Annotated in this window: 19 protein-coding genes; 7 read left to right on the top strand and 12 right to left on the bottom strand. The window is 69.9% G+C overall.

Annotated features, from left to right (window positions below):
- Nucleotides 1-27: 27 nt before the first annotated feature.
- Nucleotides 28-330, top strand: a complete 303-nt coding sequence (locus tag BM436_RS18750; RefSeq protein ID WP_093557048.1) for an ArsR/SmtB family transcription factor — start codon at nt 28-30, stop codon at nt 328-330.
- 4 nt (nt 331-334) lie between these two features.
- Nucleotides 335-1,387, top strand: a complete 1,053-nt coding sequence (locus tag BM436_RS18745) for a cation diffusion facilitator family transporter (RefSeq protein ID WP_093557047.1) — start codon at nt 335-337, stop codon at nt 1,385-1,387.
- Here BM436_RS18745 and cysK read toward each other — a convergent pair.
- Complete coding sequence (gene cysK, locus BM436_RS18740) at nt 1,381-2,316, bottom strand: cysteine synthase A (protein ID WP_093557046.1); 936 nt, start codon at nt 2,314-2,316, stop codon at nt 1,381-1,383. The two genes, BM436_RS18745 and cysK, sit on opposite strands and share 7 nt — an antisense overlap.
- Before the next feature lie 94 nt (nt 2,317-2,410).
- On the bottom strand, nt 2,411-2,908 hold the full coding sequence (locus BM436_RS18735) for an FKBP-type peptidyl-prolyl cis-trans isomerase (protein ID WP_093557045.1): 498 nt from the start codon (nt 2,906-2,908) through the stop codon (nt 2,411-2,413).
- Nucleotides 2,909-2,969: 61 nt separating this feature from the next.
- Between BM436_RS18735 and thpR the strand changes: the two genes are divergently transcribed.
- A complete protein-coding gene (gene thpR / locus BM436_RS18730) occupies nt 2,970-3,518 on the top strand; it encodes an RNA 2',3'-cyclic phosphodiesterase (protein ID WP_177307326.1) in 549 nt (182 codons plus the stop codon).
- Nucleotides 3,519-3,526: 8 nt separating this feature from the next.
- Here the strand turns inward: thpR and tcdA are convergent, their stop codons facing one another.
- The gene (tcdA, locus tag BM436_RS18725; RefSeq protein WP_093557043.1) at nt 3,527-4,378 is read right to left on the bottom strand and encodes a tRNA cyclic N6-threonylcarbamoyladenosine(37) synthase TcdA; all 852 of its coding nucleotides are present in this window, start codon (nt 4,376-4,378) and stop codon (nt 3,527-3,529) included.
- Nucleotides 4,379-4,464: 86 nt separating this feature from the next.
- Between tcdA and pdxH the strand changes: the two genes are divergently transcribed.
- Together pdxH and BM436_RS18715 are read left to right on the top strand one after the other, a co-directional pair.
- Complete coding sequence (pdxH, locus tag BM436_RS18720; protein ID WP_093557042.1) at nt 4,465-5,697, top strand: pyridoxamine 5'-phosphate oxidase; 1,233 nt, start codon at nt 4,465-4,467, stop codon at nt 5,695-5,697.
- 79 nt (nt 5,698-5,776) lie between these two features.
- A complete protein-coding gene (locus tag BM436_RS18715) occupies nt 5,777-7,012 on the top strand; it encodes a class I SAM-dependent methyltransferase (RefSeq protein WP_093557041.1) in 1,236 nt (411 codons plus the stop codon).
- Here the strand turns inward: BM436_RS18715 and BM436_RS18710 are convergent.
- From BM436_RS18710 to msrA, 3 genes are read right to left on the bottom strand one after another with little or no spacing between them, the layout of a single operon-like run.
- Nucleotides 6,973-9,513 carry a hybrid sensor histidine kinase/response regulator gene (locus BM436_RS18710; RefSeq protein WP_229490464.1) on the bottom strand — a complete coding sequence of 847 codons (2,541 nt, stop codon included), beginning with the start codon at nt 9,511-9,513 and terminating at the stop codon, nt 6,973-6,975. The two genes, BM436_RS18715 and BM436_RS18710, sit on opposite strands and share 40 nt — an antisense overlap.
- 6 nt (nt 9,514-9,519) lie before the next feature.
- Nucleotides 9,520-10,554, bottom strand: coding sequence for an HD domain-containing phosphohydrolase (locus BM436_RS18705; protein ID WP_093557040.1), 1,035 nt, complete (start codon nt 10,552-10,554; stop codon nt 9,520-9,522).
- 3 nt (nt 10,555-10,557) lie between these two features.
- Nucleotides 10,558-11,097, bottom strand: a complete 540-nt coding sequence (msrA, locus tag BM436_RS18700; protein ID WP_093557039.1) for a peptide-methionine (S)-S-oxide reductase MsrA — start codon at nt 11,095-11,097, stop codon at nt 10,558-10,560.
- Nucleotides 11,098-11,227: 130 nt separating this feature from the next.
- Here msrA and BM436_RS18695 point away from each other — a divergent pair, with 130 nt between their 5' ends.
- Complete coding sequence (locus tag BM436_RS18695) at nt 11,228-11,731, top strand: flavin reductase family protein (RefSeq protein ID WP_093557038.1); 504 nt, start codon at nt 11,228-11,230, stop codon at nt 11,729-11,731.
- A 17-nt stretch (nt 11,732-11,748) separates the two neighbouring features.
- A complete protein-coding gene (locus BM436_RS18690) occupies nt 11,749-12,933 on the top strand; it encodes an acyl-CoA dehydrogenase (protein WP_093557037.1) in 1,185 nt (394 codons plus the stop codon).
- A gap of 65 nt (nt 12,934-12,998) precedes the next feature.
- Here the strand turns inward: BM436_RS18690 and BM436_RS18685 are convergent, their stop codons facing one another.
- The 6 genes from BM436_RS18685 to BM436_RS18660 all read right to left on the bottom strand — a co-directional run bounded on the left by BM436_RS18685 (nt 12,999) and on the right by BM436_RS18660 (nt 20,877).
- Nucleotides 12,999-13,679: an OmpW/AlkL family protein gene (locus BM436_RS18685; protein WP_093557066.1), complete on the bottom strand. Its 681-nt coding sequence runs from the start codon at nt 13,677-13,679 to the stop codon at nt 12,999-13,001.
- Between the two features lie 47 nt (nt 13,680-13,726).
- Entirely contained in the window at nt 13,727-15,100 is a 1,374-nt protein-coding gene (locus BM436_RS18680; RefSeq protein WP_093557036.1) for an SGNH/GDSL hydrolase family protein, read from the bottom strand.
- Nucleotides 15,101-15,247: 147 nt separating this feature from the next.
- Entirely contained in the window at nt 15,248-16,801 is a 1,554-nt protein-coding gene (locus tag BM436_RS18675; RefSeq protein ID WP_093557035.1) for an alpha/beta hydrolase family protein, read from the bottom strand.
- Nucleotides 16,802-16,840: 39 nt separating this feature from the next.
- Nucleotides 16,841-18,448 carry an alpha/beta hydrolase family protein gene (locus tag BM436_RS18670; protein WP_143133215.1) on the bottom strand — a complete coding sequence of 536 codons (1,608 nt, stop codon included), beginning with the start codon at nt 18,446-18,448 and terminating at the stop codon, nt 16,841-16,843.
- A gap of 51 nt (nt 18,449-18,499) precedes the next feature.
- Nucleotides 18,500-19,672 (bottom strand): L-threonylcarbamoyladenylate synthase, encoded by a 1,173-nt coding sequence (locus BM436_RS18665; protein ID WP_093557033.1) that lies wholly within the window; start codon nt 19,670-19,672, stop codon nt 18,500-18,502.
- Nucleotides 19,669-20,877 carry a 5-(carboxyamino)imidazole ribonucleotide synthase gene (locus BM436_RS18660; RefSeq protein ID WP_093557032.1) on the bottom strand — a complete coding sequence of 403 codons (1,209 nt, stop codon included), beginning with the start codon at nt 20,875-20,877 and terminating at the stop codon, nt 19,669-19,671. Before BM436_RS18660 ends, BM436_RS18665 begins: the two co-directional genes overlap by 4 nt.

Genomic DNA, 20,877 nt, shown 5'->3' with positions numbered 1-20,877 from the left:
TGTGAATATCTATTCACATGTTGACCAATGGCCATCCATACCGAATCCGACGCCTCGGTGGCGCAGCTGGCGGACCTGTTCCACCTGCTGGGCGACCCGACCCGCCTGCGCATCGTGCTGGCCTGCGTGCGGGCGCCGATCGCGGTCAGCGACATCGCCGCCTCGCTCCAGCTGAGCAGCTCGCTGGTCAGCCACCATTTGCGCCTGCTGCGCGCCGCCCGCATCGTCAAGTCCGAGCGCCAGGGCAAGCAGGTCTTCTACTCCGCCGCCGATGCGCACATCAGCGGCGTCCTCCACGATATGCTCGAACATATCGCCGAACCGGACTGACACCATGGGCAAACACCACAGCCACGACCATGATCACCATGATCATGACCACGATCACGGGCACGATCACGGGCACGATCACGGGCACGATCACGAGGACGATCACAAGCACGGGCACGGGCACGGCCATGGCCACGGCGGCCACGACCACCACGGCCACGGGCACGGCCACCACCACCACGGCGACCCGAACAGCCAGGGCCGCGCCTTCGCCATCGCCATCGCGCTGAACTCGGCCTTTGTCGCCATCGAGTTCTTCTACGGCTTCGTGGCCAACTCCACCGCGCTGATGGCCGACGCCGGCCACAACCTGTCCGACGTGCTGGGGCTGATGCTGGCCTGGGGCGCGGCCATCCTGGCCAGGCGCGCGCCGAACGCGCGCTACACCTACGGCCTGCGCAGCAGCTCGATGCTGGCGGCGCTGTTCAACGCCATGCTGCTGATGGCGGCCTGCGGCGCGATCGCGTGGGAGGCGGTGCAGCAGTTGATGAACCCGACCCCGGTGGCGGGCGTGACGGTGTCGGTGGTGGCCGCGATCGGCATCGCCGTCAACGGCTTCTCGGCCTGGCTGTTCATGGCCGGCGCCAAGGACGACATCAACGTGCGCGGCGCCTACCTGCACCTGGCGGCGGACGCCGCCATCTCGCTGGGCGTGCTGCTGGCGGGCCTGGCCGTGATGGCCACCGGCTGGACCTGGCTGGACCCGGCGGTCAGCATCGCCATCGTGCTGATCATCATGGCCAGCACCTGGTCGCTGCTGCGCCAGTCGCTGGGCATGGTGATGGCGGCCGTGCCCGACTCGGTGGACGCGGCCGGGGTGGAGGGTTTCCTGCGCGCGCGCGACGGCGTGCGCGAGGTGCACGACCTGCATATCTGGGCCATGAGCACCACCGAGACGGCGCTCACGGCCCACCTGGTGATGCCGGACGGCCACCCGGGCGACCAGGCGCTGGACGACATCGCCGCGCGCCTGAAGGCCGAGTTTTCAATCCACCACTGCACCCTGCAGGTGGAAATGGGCACCACCGAGCACGCCTGCTGCCTGCAGGCTCACTGATCGGCCAGGCCGGCGTACAGGGCGGTGCTGAGGTAGCGCTCGCCGAACGAGGGGATGATGGTCACGATCAGCTTGCCCTCGTTCTCCGGCCGCCGCGCCACCTGGAGCGCGGCCCACAGCGCCGCGCCGGACGAGATCCCCACCAGCAGGCCTTCCTCGGCCGCCGCGCGCCGCGCGGTGCTGAAGGCGTCCTCGTTCTTCACGCAGATGACCTCGTTGTAGACCTTGGTGTTCAGCACGGCCGGCACGAAGCCGGCGCCGATGCCCTGGATCGGGTGCGGCCCCTTGGTGCCCTTGGACAGCATGGGCGAGGCCTCCGGCTCCACGGCGATGCACTGGAACTCGGGCTTGCGCGCCTTGATCACCTCGCCCACGCCGGTGATGGTGCCGCCGGTGCCCACGCCGGCCACCAGGATGTCGGCGCGGCCGTCGGTGTCGCGCCAGATCTCCTCGGCCGTGGTGCGGCGGTGGATGTCCGGGTTGGCCGGGTTGTTGAACTGTTGCGGCATCAGGTAGCGCCGGTCGGACTCGGCCAGCTCCTCGGCCTTGCGGATCGCGCCCAGCATGCCCTCGGAGCCGGGCGTGAGGATCAGCCCGGCGCCATAGGCGCGCAGCAGCGTGCGGCGCTCGCGGCTCATGGTGTCCGGCATCACCAGCGTGCAGCGGTAGCCGCGCGCCGCGCACACCATGGCCAGCGCGATGCCGGTGTTGCCGCTGGTCGGTTCGATGATGATGGTGTCGGGGCGGATCTGCCCGGCGGCCTCGGCGGCGTCGATCATCGACAGGCCGATGCGGTCCTTGACACTGTGGGCGGGGCTGTAGAACTCTAGCTTGGCGAGGATTTGCGCCGGGGCGCCGGCCGCCATCCGGTTGATGCGAACCAGCGGCGTGTTGCCGATCAGTTCAGTGACGTCGTTGGCAATCTTCATAGTGTGGTGTCTCCTCACGGGTGGCTGGAGCACCTAGTCTACGCCGATTTGCCCGCCGTGCGCGGACCCGCGGCCCGCGCACGGCGGGATCCGCTTATTTGACCTCGACCAGGTCCACGTCGAAGATCAGCGCCGAGTTGGCGGGGATGTCGTTGCCCATGGCGCGCGCGCCGTAGGCCAGCTCCGACGGGATGATCAGGGTGCGCTTGCCGCCCACCTTCATGCCCTGCACGCCCTGGTCCCAGCCCTTGATGACCATGCCCTTGCCCAGCGTGAACTCCAGCGGCTCGCGGCCGACCGAGGAGTCGAACTTCTTGCCGCGCTGGTTCTTGGCCAGCGGACGGTACAGCCAGCCGGTGTAGTTGACGCGCACGGTGTTGCCGACCATGGCCTCCTTGCCGTTGCCGACCTTGTGGTCGGTGACGATCAGCGCGTCGGCGGCGGGACCCGGCTGGGCGGAGCCCGCCACCACGGGGGCGGAGGAGGCCGGCGCGGCCTCGGCCTGCGCGAGCGCCTGGTCCTGGCCCGCGGCCTGCGTCATGGAAGCGGCGGCCGCGAACAGGAAAGCGAATAAAACGGAACTACGGGTCATGATGTATTCTTTCGTTGAGGTTCGTCTATCCCTGCCCGGATTCCGGGCAAAGCGCGGCATCATGATAACAAATCACAAGCTGTTTTTCGCACTCTGGCCGGACGATTCCGCGCGCGCGGCGCTGGCGCGGCTGCGGGCGCTGGCGCCCGGGCGCCACATCGCGCCGGAGAAACTGCACCTGACCCTGGCCTTCCTGGGCCGGCAGCCGTCGACGGCGCTGCCGGGGCTGCTCGGCATCCTGGAACGGCTGGAAGCGCCCGAGCTGCCGCTGCGGATCGATTGCCTGGGCTATTTCGCGCGGCCCCGCATCGCCTGGGCCGGCATGACGCGGCCGCCCGCCGCGCTGGCGGCGCTGCAGGCGGCGCTGATGGCCGAACTGGAGGCGGCCGGCTTCCCGCCGTCGATCCACGACGGGTTCAAGCCGCACGTGACCCTGGCGCGCGAGGCGGGGACGGCGCCGGCGGAGACGGCGTTCGAGCCGGTCGCGTGGCGCGCGCGGGAGGTGGCGCTGGTCGAATCGTTCCCCTCCGGCGAATACGCGCCGATCGCCGTCAAGGCGCTGGCCCGGGGCGCGGCACGCGAACTTGGATTCCCGCCCGCGCGGGAATGACGGGTTCGCTACTGGTCGCCGGTTTCCGCCGAAGCGGCATCGACAGGGGGCGCCACCTGCTCGGCCAGCTTGCGCAACAGGTGGCCGGCGGCGACCATGCCGAAGGTGGCGGTCACCACCATCGCCGAGCCGAAGCCGGCGCAGTTCAGGCCGGTGACGCCGCGCTCGTCGCCGTCCACCGAACACACCTCCCCCGTCTCGGGGAAGCGCAGCGGCTCCATCGAGAACACGGCGTCCACGTGAAACTTGTTCTTCATGCCGCGCGGGAAGCCGTAGTCGCTGCGCAGCCGGCGCCGCACCTTCTTCAGCAGCGGCTCCTGCTCGGTGCGCGCCAGGTCGCGCACCTCGATCTTGGTGGGGTCGGTCTGGCCGCCCGCGCTGCCGATCACGATCACCGGGATGGCCCGGCCGCGGCAGTAGGCGATCAGCGCGGTCTTGGCCTTGGCGCTGTCGATGGCGTCGATCACGTAGTCGTAGCCGCCCGCGCCTATCATCGCGTCCAGGTTGTCCGGGTCGACGAAGTCCTCGATCTGCGTGACCCGGCAATACGGGTTGATCTGCGCGACGCGCTCGGCCAGCGCGTGAATCTTGGCCTGTCCCACGGTGGAACTGAGGGCCTGGATCTGGCGGTTGATGTTGGATTCGGCCACGTTGTCGAGGTCGATCAGCGTCAGGCGGCCGATGGCGCTGCGGGCCAGCGCCTCGACGATCCAGGAGCCGACGCCGCCCACGCCGACCACGCACACGTGGGCGTGGCGGAAGCGGTCCAGCGCGGCCTGGCCGTACAGGCGGCCGATGCCGCCAAAGCGGCGGTCGAAATCGACCTCCGGGTGTATATCTAGCTTGGTAGGTTCAGTCATACCGCCATTTTAGCGGACGCGGCGGCCAAGGTATTCTAGAATGGCTGCCAACCGATCCATCCCACCGCACACCGACCGAGCACACCATGAGCACTTCCCTGATCGACACCGCGCCGGACTTCGGCCAGCCCATCGCCGTCCTCAAGCATTGCCACGACCGCATCCGCAAGCAGCTGGCCACGCTGGGCAAGCTGCCGGCCCACCTGGCGGCGCACGGCGCCGACGACGAGGCGGCCCAGGCGGCGCGCGCCGTGCTGAAATACTTCGACAACGCGGCCCACCTGCACCACGAGGACGAGGAGCGCAACCTGCTGCCGATGCTGGAGGCCACCGCCCGCGACGCCGACGCGGCGCTGCTGCGCGAACTGGCGCCGCGCATCGTTGCGCAGCACGCGCAAATGGACGCGGACTGGCTTATAATAAAATCGCAACTTGCCAAAATTGCCACTCAGACGGACGCGGCCTTGTCCGACGTCGACGTGCAAAAGTTCGTCAACGCCTACACGGGCCACATGGAGCAGGAGGAGGCGCACATCGCGCCCATGGCCAAGCGGCTGTTCAGCCCGGCGCAGATGCACGAGCTGGGCGAGGCGATGCGGCAGCGCCGCGGCGTGGCGCAAACCGCCGCGCCGGCGGCGGCGCCCGCCCCGCGGCCCGAGGCGGCCGCCCCCGTCGCCGGCGGCGTCGACATCGCCGACCTGCGCCTGGACTACGGGCGCGCCAGCCTGGACGAGGGCGACACGCTGGACCACCCGGTGGCGCAGTTCGCCAAGTGGTTCGACGAGGCGATGAAGGCGGAGGTGTTCGAGGCCAACGCGATGGCCGTGTCGACGGTGGGCCTGGACGGCAAGCCCACCTCGCGCATCGTGCTGATCAAGCAATACGACGCGCGCGGTTTCACCTGGTACACCAACTACGAGAGCCAGAAAGGCCGGCAACTGGAGGAAAACCCGAACGCGGCGCTGCTGTTCTTCTGGCGCGAGCTGGAACGCCAGGTGCGCATCGAGGGCCGCGTCGAGAAAACCTCGGCCGAGGACAGCGACAAGTATTTCTACAGCCGTCCCGTGAAGAGCCAGCTGGCGGCGGTCGCCTCGCGCCAAAGCGAGTGGATCGCCAGCCGGACCGAGATGGAGACGAACTTCGCGGCCGTGGAGGCCGCCAGCGGCGGCCAGCCGAAGCGTCCGGCGCACTGGGGCGGCTACCGTCTGGTGCCCGAGCGCGTGGAATTCTGGCAGGGACGCCGCTCGCGCTTCCATGACCGCATCGTGTTCACGCTGCAGGCGGATGGCGGCTGGAAGAAGGAACGCCTGCAGCCCTAGAACCAGAGGCGACTGCCGGGGTCCGACCCGCTCGGGTCGGACCCCGGACTCCACCTCTGGTTTTCACCGGAGGTGGATCATGTTTCTGCAAAACCGGCTCAGCGCGTGGATGGCCAGCGTGCGCAAGCAGATGGCGCTGCCGCTGCGCATCGAACTGTGGAACGGCCAGCACCTGGACTTTTCGGCCGACCCGCCGCGCGTGACGATACGGCTGCCGCGGGCCTCGGCGGCGCGCTACCTGCTCACGCCGTCGCTGGCCAACCTGGGCGCGGCCTACGTGGAGGGCGACATCGAGGTGCGCGGCGCGGCGCGCGACATGATCGCGGTGGTCAACGCGCTGGCGCGCTCCACGCTGAAGGCGGAGCGCGGCCGCTGGGCGCTCCTCGGCCGCCGCCTGGGCCACACCAAGGCGCGCGACGCCGACGCGATCCGCTACCACTACGACGTCTCCAACGAGTTCTACGCGCAGTTCCTGGACCCGGGCATGGTGTATTCCTGCGCCTACTTCGAGCGCGGCGACGAGGACCTGGCCACCGCCCAGATCAAGAAGATCGACCACATCCTGGCCAAGATCCGCCTGCGCCCGGGGCAGACGCTGCTCGACATCGGCTGCGGCTGGGGCGCGCTGGCGATGCGCGCGGCCAGCCGCCACGGCGCGCGCTGCGTGGGCGTCACGTTGTCGCAGAACCAGTACGCGCTGGCGCAGCGGCGGGTGCGGGAGGCGGGGCTGGCGCACCTGGTGGAGATCCGGCTGCAGGACTACCGCGACGTGCGGGGCCGGTTCGACCGCATCACCAGCGTGGGCATGTTCGAGCACGTGGGGTTGCGGCATCTGCCCGAGTACTTCGCCGCCATCGGCCGCCTGCTGGAGGAGGACGGGGTGGCCATGAACCACGGCATCACCTCCACCGACCCGGACAACGGCCAGACCCCGTACGGCGGCGGCGAGTTCATCGACAAATACGTGTTTCCGCAAGGGGAACTGGCGCACCTGGGACAGGTGCTCAAGGCCATGCAGCAGGGCGGGCTGGAGGCCTACGACGTGGAAAACCTGCGCCGCCACTACGCCCGCACCTGCGGCATCTGGACCGAGAATTTCGAGGCCGCCGCCGACCGCGTGCGGGAACTGGCGGGCGACAAGCGCTTCCGCATCTGGCATGTGTACCTGGCCGGCTGCAGCTACGCGTTCGAGCAGGACTGGATCAGCCTGTACCAGATCGTGTGCGGCAAGGCGGGGCGGCATCCGCGCGCGCTGCCATGGTCGCGGGGCTACATCTACGGGGACGGCTCCAGCAGCCCGGCCAGCGCCTCGTAAAGTTCGCGCACCGCCTCCTCCAGCGCCGCCATCGCCTCCTCCGCCTCCGCCTCCGGCCCCGCGGGCGGCGTGGCCGGCGCGGGCGGGTCCCCGGCATCGGCGCCCGCCGGCGCCCGCACCGCCTCCCCCAGCCGCGTGGCGGCCGCGATGGCGCGCATGGCGCCGAAGTTCACCAGCACGCCCTTGAGGCTGTGCACCGCGCGCGCCGCGCGCCCGGTCTCGCCGGCGGCGGCCGCCTCGCGCAACTCGCGCAACAGCTGGGGGCCGTCCTCCAGGAACAGCGCGGCCAGTTCGCGCAGCAGTTCGGCGTCGCCATCGAGGCGCTGCAAAGCGGCCGCCCAATCCAGCACCGGCGCCCGCCGCTCGGGCGCCAAGGGCGGCGCGAAGCGGGACAGCGTCCGCCGCAGGCGCGCCAGGTCGATGGGCTTGGACAGGTAGTCGTCCATGCCCGCCTCCAGGCATTGCTCGCGGTCGCCCGCCATCGCGCGCGCCGTCATCGCGACGATGGGCAGGTGGCGGCCGGCGCCGGACCCGTCGCCTTCCCGTTCCCGCTCCCACTGGCGGATGTGGCGGGTGGCCGCCAGGCCGTCCAGGCCGGGCATCTGCAGGTCCATCAGCACCAGGTCGTACGAGGCCAGGATGGCGTGGTCCACCGCGGCCAGGCCGCTGTCCACCAGCGTGGCGCGGTGGCCCAGTTTTTCCACCAGACGCAGCGCCAGGCGCTGGTTGACCGGATTGTCCTCCGCCAGCAGGATGCGCAGGCTGTCCGCGCGCGCCTCGGCGGGATGGCCGGGCCGGCCCGCCCCGGCCGGGTGCTTGCGCGGGGCGGGGCCGCCCGGCGCGGCGCCCCCGTTGCCCTCTTTGCCATCGTTGCCCCGATCCGCGCCGGGCGTCCCGGCCGCGGCGAGCGGGACGCGCCCCCCGGCCCCGTGGGTGGGAGCGGCGGGGGCGGCGGGTTCGTCCTCTTCGGCCAGCAGGCCGCCGCCGCCCGGTTCCAGCGGCGGCAAGGGCGCCACCACCGTCAAGCCCGTGTGCCGCAGCGGCACGGTGAAGCTGAAGGTGCTGCCCGCGCCCGGCTCGCTGTCGACGTCGATCCGGCCCTGCATCAGGATCACCAGGCGGCGGCAGATGGTCAGCCCCAGGCCGGTGCCGCCGTACTGGCGCGTGGTGGAGCCGTCCACCTGCGCGAAGGGCTCGAACACCAGCTTCTGCTTTTCCAGCGGGATGCCGATGCCGGTGTCGCTGACGGAGAAGGTGATCTCGCAGCGGTCCTCCTCCTCGCCGCCCACCGCCAGCGCCACCTCGACATGGCCGCTGGCGGTGAACTTGATGGCGTTGCCGATCAGGTTGATCAGCACCTGCCGCAGCCGGCCGGGGTCGCCCTTGACGTTGCGCGGCAGCGCGGGCGGCAGCTCGCAGCGCAGGTCCAGGCCCTTCTTGCGCGCGCGCAGCGCCATCACGCGCACCGCGTCCTCCACCATCTGGCGCAGGTCGAAGGGCACGTCCTCGATGTCGAGCTTGCCGGCCTCGATCTTGGAGAAGTCCAGGATGCCGTCGACGATGGTGAGCAGCGCGTCGGCCGAGGCCTTGACCAGGGCGATGTCGGCGCGCTGCTCGGGCGTCAACCCGGACTCCAGCACCAGCTCGGTCATGCCGAGGATGCCGTTCATCGGCGTGCGGATCTCGTGGCTCATGTTGGCCAGGAATTCGCTCTTGGCGCGGCTGGCCGCCTCGGCCGACTCCACCGCGCGCTGCATGGCGTCGCGCGCGGCGCGCTGCTCGCTGATGTCGATGAAATAGCCCAGCAGGTAGGAATGGCCGCCGCTGTTGATGACGTTGCGGCTGACCAGCATGTCGCGCGGCGGGTCGAAGCTCATCATGCGCCGCTCGCTGGTCACCAGCTGGCCGGACCAGGCCAGCGCGTCCTCGCGGTGCGTGATCTCGGCCCAGCGCGGCGAGGAGATGGCGTCGATGGTGCGGCCCAGGATGTCCTCCCGCGAGCGCTGCGTGACCTCCTCGAAGCGCTTGTTGAAGCGCAGGAAGCGGCCCTCGCGGTCCTTCAGGAAGACCGGGATAGGCAGCTGGTCCAGGATCTGCTCGGTGAGCTCCTGGCGGTGCCGCGCCTCCTCTTCCGGTTCGAACAGCGATCGCTGCCGCCGCAGCTCGCGCAGCTTGCGCGTGAGGCTGCGCGCCTTGCGGCCGCGCGCGCCGCCGCCCCGGCCGCCACGCCCGCCCTGCCCCGCCTCCAGCCCCGATGGCGCGGCCTGGCTCCGCAGCAGGCGGTTCTCGCTGCGCAGCAGCGCCAGCTCGGCCTCCACCTCGCGCAGGCGCGGCTGCAAGCCGGGGTCGGCGCGCTGGCCCTCCTGCAGCAGCGCCACCAGGCCGTTGGCCAGCGCGGTCTCGCCGATGGCGCGCAGCGCCGCCAGCCGGTGCGCCATCTCCTCCTCGCCCAGCGCCCCCAGCGCGCGCTGGACCAGGTTGAGCAGGCGGACATATTGCATGGCCGCTCAGGCGCCCTGCTCGTCGTCCTGGTAGCGGGCGCGGATTTCGCGCACGGCGTCCCAGCGCGCCAGCAGCGCCGCCACGCAGCGCGGGTCGAAATGGCCGCCGCTGTTCTCCTCCAGATACCGGCGCGCCGCCTCCATGGTCCACGGTGCCTTGTAGGGCCGCCGGCTGGTCAGCGCGTCGAACACGTCGGCCACGGCGACGATGCGGCCCGCCAGCGGGATGTCCTCGCCGGCGCGGCCGTTCGGATAGCCGGCGCCGTCGTAGCGCTCGTGGTGGGTCAGCGCGATGTCGGCCGCCAGTTGCAGCATGCGGGCCTGGCTGCCCTTCAGAATGTCGTAGCCCATTCGCGCGTGCTGGCGCATGACGATCATCTCCTCCTCGTTCAGGCGGCCCGGTTTCAGCAGGATGTGGTCGGGCGTGCCGACCTTGCCGACGTCGTGCATCGGGGCGGCGTTCAGGATGTCCTCCTGCTCCTGTTCCGACAGCCCCAGTTCCGCCGCGATCAGCTGCGAGTAGTGCGCCATGCGCAGGATGTGGGCGCCGGTCTCCGGGTCGCGGTATTCGGAGGCGCGCGCCAGCAGCATGATGGTCTCCTGCTCGCGCGCCCGCAGTTCGGCGGTGGCCTTGCCGACCTCCGCGCGCAGGCCGACGGTGGCGCGCCGCAGCTGCAGCATGTTGCGCGTGCGCGCCAGGAATTCCACCTTGTCGATCGGCTTGATCAGGAAGTCGCTGGCGCCGTTCTCCAGCGCGCGGTGGCGCACCTCGACGTCCATGCTGGCGGTGACCATCAGCACCGGCGGGCGCTCGCGCGCGTTCGCGTGCACACCCCCTTCCAGGCGCGCGATCAGTTCCAGCCCGTTCATGTCAGGCATCATGTAGTCGATGATCAAGAGGTCCCAGGGCTGGCTGTTGCACCAGTCCAGCGCGGGCCGCGCGGCCTGGAAGGTGACGGTCTCCACGTCCTCCAGCTTGCCCACCAGGCGTGACATCAGCACCAGGTTGATGTGCGTGTCGTCGACGATCACGACCTTCATGCGCTACTTCAGCCGGCCGGCGTGCGTCTTGCGGAACTTGGCGACCTTGGGCGCCACCACGAAGGCGCAATAGCCTTGCATGGGATGCTGGGCGAAGTAGTTCTGGTGGTAGTCCTCGGCCGGGTAATAGGGCTGCGCCGGCGACAGTTCGGTGACGATGGGGGCGTCCCACACCACCGCCATCTCGGCGATCACCTGGCGCGCCGTGGCCTCCTGCTCGGGCGACTGGTGGTAGATCACGGAACGGTACTGGGTGCCGACGTCGTTGCCCTGGCGGTTCAGGGTGGTGGGGTCGTGGATGGTGAAGAAGATCTCGAGGATGTCGCGGTAGGTGACGACGGCGGGGTCGAATTCCAGCTTGACCACCTCGGCGTGGCCGGTGCCGCCGGCGCAGACCTGCTCGTAGGTCGGATCCGGCTGCTGGCCGCCCGAGTAGCCGGATTCCACCCGGTTCACGCCGCGCACTTCCAGGTACACCGCCTCGATGCACCAGAAGCACCCGCCCCCCAGAACGGCTATGTCCAGCGCCGCATTCGTTGTCATACCGCCCCCTGCAATGAGTACTTTTTGGATTGCTTTTATCTCCCTAATGTAACGCAAAGCGCCAGCGCGCGCACCTGCAAACTGTTGCGTGGCAATCTTTGGCATAATGGCGGAAAGATACAGGCCTTTTATGAACATAAGCTCCCCCCGCGCCGAGGCGCGAGAATTCGACGCGCTGCATTTCCGCCAGGCGTTGTCCCAGTTCGCCACCGGCGTCACCGTCATCACCACCCGGCTGGCCGACGGCACCTTCCGCGGCCTGACCGCCAGTTCCTTCAATTCCGTGTCGCTGGACCCGCCGCTGGTGCTGTGGAGCCTGGGCACGGCCGCCAACAGCCTGCCCATCTTCAGCGGCAATTCGCACTACGTGATCAACGTGCTGGGCGCCGAGCAGGCCCACCTGGCCAAGCTGTTCTCGCGCCGCTCGGAGGACCCGTGGAACGGCGTGGAATTCGAGCTGTCGCGCACCGGCCAGCCCATCCTGAAGGGCGCGGCGGCGTGGTTCGAATGCCACAACCGCAGCCGCTATCCCGAGGGCGACCACGTGATTTTCGTCGGCGAGGTCGAGGAATGCGCGTGCGCGCCCCAGTCGCCCCTGATCTTCCACAACGGCCAGTTCGGCGCGCTGCGCTGAAAATCGAGGAAAACACCATGAGCCACGCCCGCGCGCAGTTCCACTGGGACGACCCCCTGTTGCTGAACGAACAGTTAACCGACGACGAGCGCATGGTGCGCGACGCCGCCGCGGCCTATTGCCAGGACAAGCTGGCGCCACGCGTCCTGGAAGCGTTCCGCCACGAGCGCATGGACACGTCCATCTTCCCCGAAATGGGCGAACTGGGCCTGCTGGGCCCGACCATCCCCGAGCAATACGGCGGCCCCGGCCTCAATTACGTGGCCTACGGCCTGATCGCGCGCGAGGTCGAGCGCATCGATTCGGGCTACCGCTCGATGATGAGCGTGCAATCGTCGCTGGTGATGGTGCCCATCTACGAGTTCGGCACCGAGGAGCAGCGCCGGCGCTTCCTGCCCAAGCTGGCCAGCGGCGCCTGGATAGGCTGCTTCGGCCTGACCGAGCCGAACCACGGCTCCGACCCCGGCTCCATGATCACCCGCGCAAAAAAGGTGGCGGGCGGCTACGCGCTGAGCGGTTCCAAGATGTGGATCACCAACTCCCCGGTGGCGGACGTGTTCGTGGTGTGGGCCAAGGACGACGAGGGCGCGATCCGCGGCTTCATCCTGGAAAAAGGCATGGCCGGCCTGTCCGCGCCCGCCATCCACGGCAAGTTCGGCCTGCGCGCCTCCGTCACCGGCGAGATCGTGATGGACAATGTGTTCTGCCCTGAGGAGAACGCCTTCCCGGACGTGCGCGGCCTGAAGGGGCCGTTCACCTGCCTGAACTCGGCCCGCTACGGCATCGCCTGGGGCGCGCTGGGCGCGGCCGAGTCGTGCTGGCACACGGCGCGCCAGTACGTGCTGGACCGCCACCAGTTCGGCCGTCCGCTGGCCGCCAACCAGCTGGTGCAGAAGAAACTGGCGGACATGCAGACCGAGATCACGCTGGGCCTGCAGGGCTGTTTGCGGCTGGGCCGCATGAAGGACGCCGGCACCGCCGCCGTCGAAATCACCTCCATGATGAAGCGCAATTCCTGCGGCAAGTCGCTGGACATCGCCCGCGTCGCGCGCGACATGCTGGGCGGCAACGGCATCTCCGACGAGTTCGGCATCATCCGCCACATGGTGAACCTGGAGGTGGTCAACACCTACGAGGGCACGCACGACATCCACGCGCTGATCCTGGGCCGCGCGCAGACCGGCATCCAGGCATTCCAGTAACACCGGCGCCATGAAAAAACGCCGCGGGCCGTGCGGCCCGCGGCGTTTTTCATTGAAGCGCCCGCTTAGAAGTTGTAGCCGATGCCGATGCAGACCGCCAGCGGATCCAGGCGCGCCTCCATGGTCTGGCCGGTCGAGTAGGTCGCGGTGCTCTTCAGCTTGCTCTTGGCCACGGACACGTCGGCGAACCACTGCTTGTTGATCGCCACGGTCGCGCCCAGCTGGACGGCGACCGCCCACTTGTTCTGCATCGAGAACGTGGCCGGCGGGCCGCCCGGGTTCAGCAGCGCGGTCAGCTGGCCGGAGCCGGTCTCGTTGCGGAAGTAGGCGTAGGTCAGGCCCAGGCCGGCGTACGGACGCACCACGCTGTCCGGCTTGAACAGGCGGTACTGCGCGAACAGGGTCGGCGGCAGCACTTCCGAGGTGGCCAGCGCGCCCGTGCCTTCCAGCGAGCCGGCGCCGTAGATCTTGTGCTTGTACGGCACGCCCAGGTGCAGCTCGAGCGAGATGTTGTCGGTCAGCATGCGGCCGACGGTGAAGACCGGCTGCACGTCGGCGCCGATGTCGGCCCGGCTTTCCGGCAGGGCCGGCGCGGTCACGTTGCCGCTCTTGACGTCCGGTTCGATCTTGTTCAGGCCGACCTGGGCCATCCATTGCCCCGCCGACTGCGCCGAGGCGCCCGTGGCGACGGCCAGCGCGGCGGCCAGCGCCAGCAGTTTGAGCGCGCCGTTGACACGCGTATTCATCTTGTTGTTCATCTTCTTATTCACCTTGTATGTGCGGACCGGGCGGCTTACAGCCAGCCTTTCACAACCATTTTCTCGGAAACGTAGCGCGCCAGCAGCCAGTTGTTGAATGGCGTCGGGTGCACATCGTCGGCGAAGGCGTAGTGGCTCACGTCGCCGGACTTCAGGTTGCTGGCGTTGCAAGTCAGCGAGCTGCCCAGCGGGTTCTTGGCCGCGCTCAGGTCGCACGCGGCTTCCTTCACATTGGTCAGGCCGTACGGACCCGGGTTGGTGGCCTGGTCGTGGCTCACGTAGTAGACGTCGACGATCAGCACGTTGGAGACACCGTTCAGGCCGGCGGTCAGCTCGTCGTTGAAGGCCTTCACCATGGCGGCGATCAGTTGCTGGGTCGAGGCCGGCTGCGCCAGCGCCGACGGCGTGATCGACACGTCCGGCAGATTGTTGACGGTGACGTACTTGGCGCCGTTGGCCACGATCTGGTTCTTGACGATGGCGGCCAGCTCGCGGCCGGCGGCGGCCATGGCCACCACCAGTTTCGGTCCCTCGGCGGCGGCGTAGTCGGTGCCGGCCTTGGTGCCGGCGGCGGTGCCGTCGGCCTGGGCCTTGGCGACCATCGGGCCGTACACGGCCAGCGAGGCGACGGCGGTGTTGCCGGCCTTCACTGCGGCGGTCACGGCGGCGGCGACCACGGAGGCGTCGGTCTTGGCCGGATTGGCGGCCTCGGTGGCCAGCGCCAGGCCGATCGCCTGCGCGGCGGTCTGCGGATTCGGCGCGCCGGCGGCCAGCTGGCCGACCAGGCTGGTGGCGAAGGCGGTGGCGCCCGCGGCGGTGCCGGCGGCGGTGGCGCCGGAGGACAGCGCGCCCAGGTTGAACAGCACGTCGTTGCCGCCGGCCATCACGAAGACGATCTCGTCACCCTTGAACTTGCCGCCCACGGCGGCCAGGTGGTTCTTCACCTGTTGCACGACCGGCACGGTCAGCTGGCCCAGCGCGCTGCCGGTCAGCTTGTTGCCGGGGCCGACCGGGTTGGTCACGCGGGCGCCGCCCTGGGCGTAGCCGTAGCAGCCGGCGTTGTTGGTGACGGGCACCTTGAAGCCGCGCGCGGCGTCGCCGTCCAGGCCGGTCATGGCCGCGCACGGGGCGGGCAGGCCGAACTGGGCGGCCATCAGCTCGGTCCAGTTCTTGCCGGTCAGCTCGGCGTTGACGCCGGTGTTGTTGCCGTTGATGGTGTATTTGCCGCCGCCCAGCGCCTTGACCGTGCCCACCGCGTAGGTGCCGACGTCGGACAGGCTGTCGCCGAAGGAGACCTGGGATGCGAATTTGACTTTGAGCGTCTGGTCGCCGCCATTGGGTTTGCCGCTGCCGCAAGCCGCCAGGATGGCCGCCGACATGACCGCGAGCGCTAGTTTGGTGTAACGCATTCTGTCTCCTAAGAAATAATTGTTCTATTTATAGTACGTACGTGCTATAACAACCGGCTAAGTTTGCCAGCCCCGCACGAGGTTGTATAGAGCAATTTTGTAAATTGGCTATGTTACCGAAGCAACATTCTAGTGCTTTGCGGAAACTCAACGGGCCCGGAAGAAGTCGCGCGCGGCGCGCAGGCAGAACGGCGCCACCAGGCCGGCGTGGTAGGACTCGCGCACGGCGGTGTCGCCCGAGCCGCCGGTGACGGCGGCGTTCAGCCGCAGCGCCGACTTGGCGGCCAGGAAGCCCAGCTTGGCCTGCGCGTAGTCGTCGCCCAGCCCCGGCGTGCTGTCCACGTTGACCACGTGCAGCGAGGCGCCGGACTTGCCCTGGGCGCGGAAATAATCGCCCGCCGCCGAGGTGTTGAAGTAAGGCACCAGCGGGTCGGCGTCGCCGCCGCACAACAGCATGGGCGCGGCCGGCACGTAGTTGCGCAGGTCGTTGCGCAGCAGCCACTTGCGCAGCGTGTGCGTGGGCGCGCAGGCCAGCGGATCGCCGCTCTTCTCGTCGCAGGGGCGGTTGCGCATGTCGGCCGTGTAGCCGTCGCGGTAGGCGGTCTTGAGCAGGTTGCCGTCGCCGAAATAGGCGCCGCTGCCGCTCGCCTGCGGCGCGGAGTTCCACGCGAACAGCGCGTTCGCGGGCAGGCGGCCCGTGCTGGCCAGTTCGCCCAGGCTGGACGCGCCGGGCAGGATGTTGTCGATGCCGCCGGCGTAGCGGCTCTCGTACAGGTCCGACGGACTGGCGTACAGGCCGGCGTTGGCGTGCTGGCCGGCGTTGACCAGCATGGGGATGAAGGCGGTGGCGCCCAGCGTGGGCGCGCCGCCGAAGATGCTGTCGCCGAACTTGACCAGCGCGTAGGGGCCGGACAGGCCGGCCACCGCGCTGACGTTGAACTCGGCGGCGTGGCGCAGCTGCATCGCGCGCTGCGTGGCGACGGCCACGTGGCCGCCCTGCGAATAGCCGGTCACGTACAGCTTGGACGAGGCGCTGGCGCCGATCTGATCGAACACCTTGCGGGCCGCGCGCAGGCCGTCGACCATGTCGGCCGACTGCTGTTCCGCGTCCAGGTAGGAGTGGTAGGCCAGCGAGGAACCGGCGTAGCCGGCGTAGTTGGGCGCCACCACGATGTAGCCCTGGGACGCGAAAATGGCCGCCACCAGGCGTGCCTCGGTGCCGCCCAGGTTGGCCATGTCGTAGCTCTTCAGCGGCGAGGTGCCGTGCGCGTACAGCACCACCGGGCGCGGCCCGGCGCAGGCCGGATCGGCGCCGGAGGGCACGAAGATGGCGGTGCTGGCCTCGGTGTCCTCGTTGGCGCCGCCCACGGTGCGGTAGCGCAGCGTGTGTGTGGAAACCGAGCACACCGGATCGCTGGTGAGGCCGCTGGCGCCGGTCTGCGCGGCTTCCAGCAATTGCTTGAATTGTTGCGGCGTCAGCGTTGCAACCGCGCCACTGCCGGTGGCGACCGGGACCGCCACGGGACCGCCGACCAAGTTGCCGCGCGTGTTGACCGCGGGCTGTTCCGGCAGCGTGACGGTGCCCCCGCCGGTCTGCCCGCCACCACTGCCGCCACTGCCGCCACCGCTACCGCCCGCTCCGCCGCCGCATGCCGACAGCAAGGCGGTACCGATCACCGCCACCCTTCCAATGTGTCGCATCGACAACTCCTGATTTCACAATCAGGCCAGAATACCAGATCATTGCGGTGCGGCATTAAAAAAATCGCGGGCCGCCATCAGACAGAACATCGACGCCAAACGGGTGTGGTAACGGTCCGCCACGGCCTTGGCCGGGTCGTTGCCTTTTTTGACAGCCTCCGCGTAAAGCTCCTGGCGCTGGCGCGCGAAGCCCTGCTTGTAGGCCGCGTAGGGGTCCTGCGGCAGCACGGTTTCCAGGTCCACCAGCACCGTCGGGGCGCCGCGGGCCTTGAAATACGCCTGGGCGGCGGTGGCGTTGGCGAACGGCACGACGGGGTCGCCGCCGCCGCCGCACAGCATCAGCGGGCTTTGCGGCGCGTAGCTGCGCAAATCGTTGCGCACCATCCAGCGGCGCAGGCTGTGCCGCGGCTCGCAGGCCAGCGGCGCGGCCGGGTCGCCGTCGCAGGGGTGGGCCGCCATGTCCTCCAGGTAGGCGTTGCGGTAGCTGGTGCGCACCAGGTTGCGGTCCGCGAAGAAGGCGGACGCGTCGGCCGCCTGCGGCTGCGAGTCGCGCGCGAACAGCGCACCCTTGGGCAGCCTGCCCTTGCTCACCAGGTCGTCCAGCCTGACCTTGCCCGGGAACAGGCCCTCGATGCCGCTGGCGTAGCGCGCCTCGTACAAGTCCTCCGGCGCGGCGTACAGGGCGGCGCCGGCGCGCTGGCCGGAGGTGGTCAGCATCGGCAGGTAGGCGGTGACGCCGGTGTTGGGGCGGCCGCTGAAGATGTCGTCGGCCATCCGCGCCAGCGCGTAGGGGCCGGACAGGCCGGCCGCTGCGGTGACGCGGAACTCGTCCGCGTGGTCGCGCTCGATGGCGCGCTGCGTGGCCAGCGCCACGAAGCCGCCCTGCGAATAACCGGTGATGTAGAGGCGCGGCGCCGGCCGCACGCCCAGCACGCCGTAGGAGGCGCGCGCGGCGCGCAGCGCGTCCACCATGTCGGCTGCCTGCTGCTCCGCGTTCAGATAAGGATGGTAGGACAGCGACGAGGCGCCGTAGCCCGCGTAATCGGGGGCGACCACGATGTAGCCCTGGGCCACGAACATGGCGGCCACCAGGCGCGCCTCGCCGCTCAGGCGGGCCATGCTGAAGTTCCGGTCCAGCACGGTGCCGTGCGCGTACAGCATCACGGGGCGCGGGCCCGCGCACTGCGGGTGCGATCCGGACGGCAGCATGATGACGGCGCCGGCGTCGGCCGGCTCGCCGTGCCCGCCCACGGTCTGGTAGCGCACGCTGTGGATGGCGATCGCGCAGCGCGGCTCGCCCGTCACGCCCAGCAGGCCGTCGCGCAGCTTCAGCAGCCGGCGCAGCAACGCCGGCTCCAGCTTTTCCACGGTTTCGGTGACGATGTCGATGGGGACCGGCGCCGGCCCGGCCAGCAGGGTGCCGCGCGGATGGGCCGGCGGCGTGCGCGACGGGGTGGCCAAGGTGGCGGCCGCGGCGGACACCGGCAGGCCCGAGGCGGCGGCGCCGCCGCCGGAGGCGGACTCGGCTGCATTCGGGACGGCGGCGGGAGCGGCCTCGGTCGCGGCGGACGCCGCGAGGGCGGCGGGCGCCGAACACGCGGCGACCAGGAAAGCGCAGGACAGCACTGCATACAAGGTTCGGGCCATGGCGACCTCCAGGTTCTTGTCATGCGCGCCGGCCGGAACCGGCGTGGTTCCTCAGGAGCGCAGGAACATCTCAACAATACCAGAAGAACCGTGTGCCGCGCGCCGCAAACGATCATTGACGCCAAGCCAGTTCGTTTCCTGCGGCGGCGTCTCGACCAGGATCAACTCGGCGCCGGTCTGGTCCATCGCGCGCAGGGCCGCGTACAGGCCGAAGGCGTAGCCGGGCGCGTCGGCCGGCATGGCCTGGTGCAGGCCGGGCTGCGTGTTTTGCTGCGTGTAATGGATGACGGCGGCCTTGCGGCCCTTGGCGGCCAGGCGGCGCATGACGTCCGGCAGCCGCGCGCCGTCGACCAGCGCCACCGGCGCCTTCGGCGCGTAATGCGACTCCAGCGTGCCCGACGCGCGCGGCGCGCCCTGGTCCGGCAGGTTGGGCATGACGCCGATCACGTCGGCGATGTCCTGCGCGCCGATGTGGCCGGGACGCAGCAGCACCGGGCCGTGCGTGGCCAGGCGCGACAGGTCGAGGATGGTCGATTCGATGCCGACCTGGCTGGAACCGCCATCCAGCACGGCCAGGCGCAGGCCGGCCGCGCCGGGACCGGACGGCCGCGTCGCGCCGCCGGCGGCGCCGGGGAAACCGGCCGCATCCCCGCCGCCCAGCCGCGCCATCGCGGCGGCCACGGCGGCGTGCGCCGCCGCCTCGGCCAGTTCCGAGCGGTCCATCACCATGTCGCAGAACTCGTCGCGCACGTGCTGCGCGGTGGTCGGGCTGACGTTGCCGAATTTGTTGGCCGACGGCGCCGCCACGCCGCCCTTGCCGCCCTTGAAGGCGGACAGCAGCGCGATGGCGACCGGGTGCGAAGGGCAGCGCATGCCGACCGTGTCCTGGCCGCCGGAGACGGCGTCGGGAATGTGGCTGGCGCGCTTCAGGATCAGCGTGAGCGGGCCGGGCCAGAAGGCGGCGACCAGTTGGCGCGCCGCCTCGGGAATGTCGGTGACCCAGTAATCGAGGTCGGCGCCGGGCGCCACGTGCACGATCACCGGGTGGTCTTGCGGACGGCCCTTGGCGGCGTAGATGGCGGCCACGGCGTCCGGGTTTTCGGCGTCCGCGCCCAGCCCGTACACGGTCTCGGTGGGGAAGGCGACCAGCCCGCCCGCCCGCAGGACGGCGGCCGCCGCCCCGACTGCGGCCTGGTCGACCGCGATCTGGCTCGGCTCGCTCACGGCGCGATGCCCAGCACGGCGCAGGCGGCGTCCAGCTGGCGCCGGGCCTCCTCCAGCGTCGGCGCGACGAAGGTCAGGTGGCCCATCTTGCGGGCGCGGCGCGGGTCGTCCTTGCCGTACAGGTGCAGGCAGGCGCCCGGCAGGGCCAGGACTTGGTCCCAGGCCGGCTCGCGCGGCTCGTCGGAATCGCCCTCGAACCACACGTCGCCCAGGATGTTGAGCATGACGGCCGGCGAATGCTGGCGCACGTCGCCCAGCGGCAGGCGCGCCATCGCCCGCACCTGCTGCGCGAACTGGCTGGTGACGCAGGCGTCGATGGTGTAGTGGCCGCTGTTGTGCGGACGCGGCGCCATCTCGTTGACCACCAGCGAACCGTCGGCCAGCACGAAGAACTCGATGCATAGCACGCCGACATAGCCCAGCTCGGCGACGATGGCTTGCGCCGCCCGCTGCGCGGTCCCGGCGCAGGCGTCGGACACGTTAGGGCCCGGCACGGTGGTGGTGAACAGGATGCCGTCGCGGTGCACGTTCTCGGCGATCGGATAAACCACCGACTGCCCGTCGGCGCCGCGCGCGGTCAGCACCGACACCTCGTAGGCCAGCGGCAGCATCTTTTCGAGCAGGCAGGTCACCTGCCCCATGCCGTCGAAGGCGGCGCGCACGTCCTCGCGGCTGCGCACGCGGACCTGGCCCTTGCCGTCGTAGCCCATGCGCACGGTTTTCAGGATGCCCGGCAGCAGGTCGTCGCCGATGGCGGCTATATCCTCCAGCGAGGCGATCACCTTGTGCGGCGCCGGCATCACGCCCGACTTGGGCGCGCAATCGACGAAGAAGCGTTTTTCTGCGATGCGGTCCTGCGCCACCGACACGCCGTGGGCGTTCGGTGCGACAAAGACTTGCCGCGCCAGCCGGGACAGGCTGTCGGCCGGCACGTTCTCGAACTCGGTGGTGACGGCCAGGCATTGCGCGGCCAGGGCGTCGAGCCCGTCCGCGTCGCCGTAGCCGGCGTTGACCAAGCGCTGGGCGACCTGCCCCGCGGGGCAGTCGTCGGCCGGTTCCAGCACGGCGACCTGGAAGCCCATGCTTTGCGCGGCTTGGGCGAACATGCGGCCGAGCTGGCCGCCGCCCATCACGCCCAGCCAGGTTTGCGGGTTCGCGGCGGGCAAAAATGGAGAGAACTGCGGCGATAACTTCTGATTACTCAT

Origin of the sequence: Pseudoduganella namucuonensis, from assembly GCF_900116645.1 — a bacterium.
Taxonomy (GTDB): domain Bacteria; phylum Pseudomonadota; class Gammaproteobacteria; order Burkholderiales; family Burkholderiaceae_D; genus Rugamonas; species Rugamonas namucuonensis.
This window is presented reverse-complemented; position numbering and strand designations above follow the sequence as displayed.

Excerpts from the sequence above, each read along its gene's own strand:
- BM436_RS18750 (WP_093557048.1), top strand. The coding sequence starts at position 28 with ATGGCCATCCATACCGAATCCGACGCCTCGGTGGCGCAGCTGGCGGAC.
- BM436_RS18745 (WP_093557047.1), top strand. The coding sequence starts at position 335 with ATGGGCAAACACCACAGCCACGACCATGATCACCATGATCATGACCAC.
- cysK (WP_093557046.1), bottom strand. The coding sequence starts at position 2,316 with ATGAAGATTGCCAACGACGTCACTGAACTGATCGGCAACACGCCGCTG.
- BM436_RS18735 (WP_093557045.1), bottom strand. The coding sequence starts at position 2,908 with ATGACCCGTAGTTCCGTTTTATTCGCTTTCCTGTTCGCGGCCGCCGCT.
- thpR (WP_177307326.1), top strand. The coding sequence starts at position 2,970 with ATGATAACAAATCACAAGCTGTTTTTCGCACTCTGGCCGGACGATTCC.
- tcdA (WP_093557043.1), bottom strand. The coding sequence starts at position 4,378 with ATGACTGAACCTACCAAGCTAGATATACACCCGGAGGTCGATTTCGAC.
- pdxH (WP_093557042.1), top strand. The coding sequence starts at position 4,465 with ATGAGCACTTCCCTGATCGACACCGCGCCGGACTTCGGCCAGCCCATC.
- BM436_RS18715 (WP_093557041.1), top strand. The coding sequence starts at position 5,777 with ATGTTTCTGCAAAACCGGCTCAGCGCGTGGATGGCCAGCGTGCGCAAG.
- BM436_RS18710 (WP_229490464.1), bottom strand. The coding sequence starts at position 9,513 with ATGCAATATGTCCGCCTGCTCAACCTGGTCCAGCGCGCGCTGGGGGCG.
- BM436_RS18705 (WP_093557040.1), bottom strand. The coding sequence starts at position 10,554 with ATGAAGGTCGTGATCGTCGACGACACGCACATCAACCTGGTGCTGATG.
- msrA (WP_093557039.1), bottom strand. The coding sequence starts at position 11,097 with ATGACAACGAATGCGGCGCTGGACATAGCCGTTCTGGGGGGCGGGTGC.
- BM436_RS18695 (WP_093557038.1), top strand. The coding sequence starts at position 11,228 with ATGAACATAAGCTCCCCCCGCGCCGAGGCGCGAGAATTCGACGCGCTG.
- BM436_RS18690 (WP_093557037.1), top strand. The coding sequence starts at position 11,749 with ATGAGCCACGCCCGCGCGCAGTTCCACTGGGACGACCCCCTGTTGCTG.
- BM436_RS18685 (WP_093557066.1), bottom strand. The coding sequence starts at position 13,679 with ATGAATACGCGTGTCAACGGCGCGCTCAAACTGCTGGCGCTGGCCGCC.
- BM436_RS18680 (WP_093557036.1), bottom strand. The coding sequence starts at position 15,100 with ATGCGTTACACCAAACTAGCGCTCGCGGTCATGTCGGCGGCCATCCTG.
- BM436_RS18675 (WP_093557035.1), bottom strand. The coding sequence starts at position 16,801 with ATGCGACACATTGGAAGGGTGGCGGTGATCGGTACCGCCTTGCTGTCG.
- BM436_RS18670 (WP_143133215.1), bottom strand. The coding sequence starts at position 18,448 with ATGGCCCGAACCTTGTATGCAGTGCTGTCCTGCGCTTTCCTGGTCGCC.
- BM436_RS18660 (WP_093557032.1), bottom strand. The coding sequence starts at position 20,877 with ATGAGTAATCAGAAGTTATCGCCGCAGTTCTCTCCATTTTTGCCCGCC.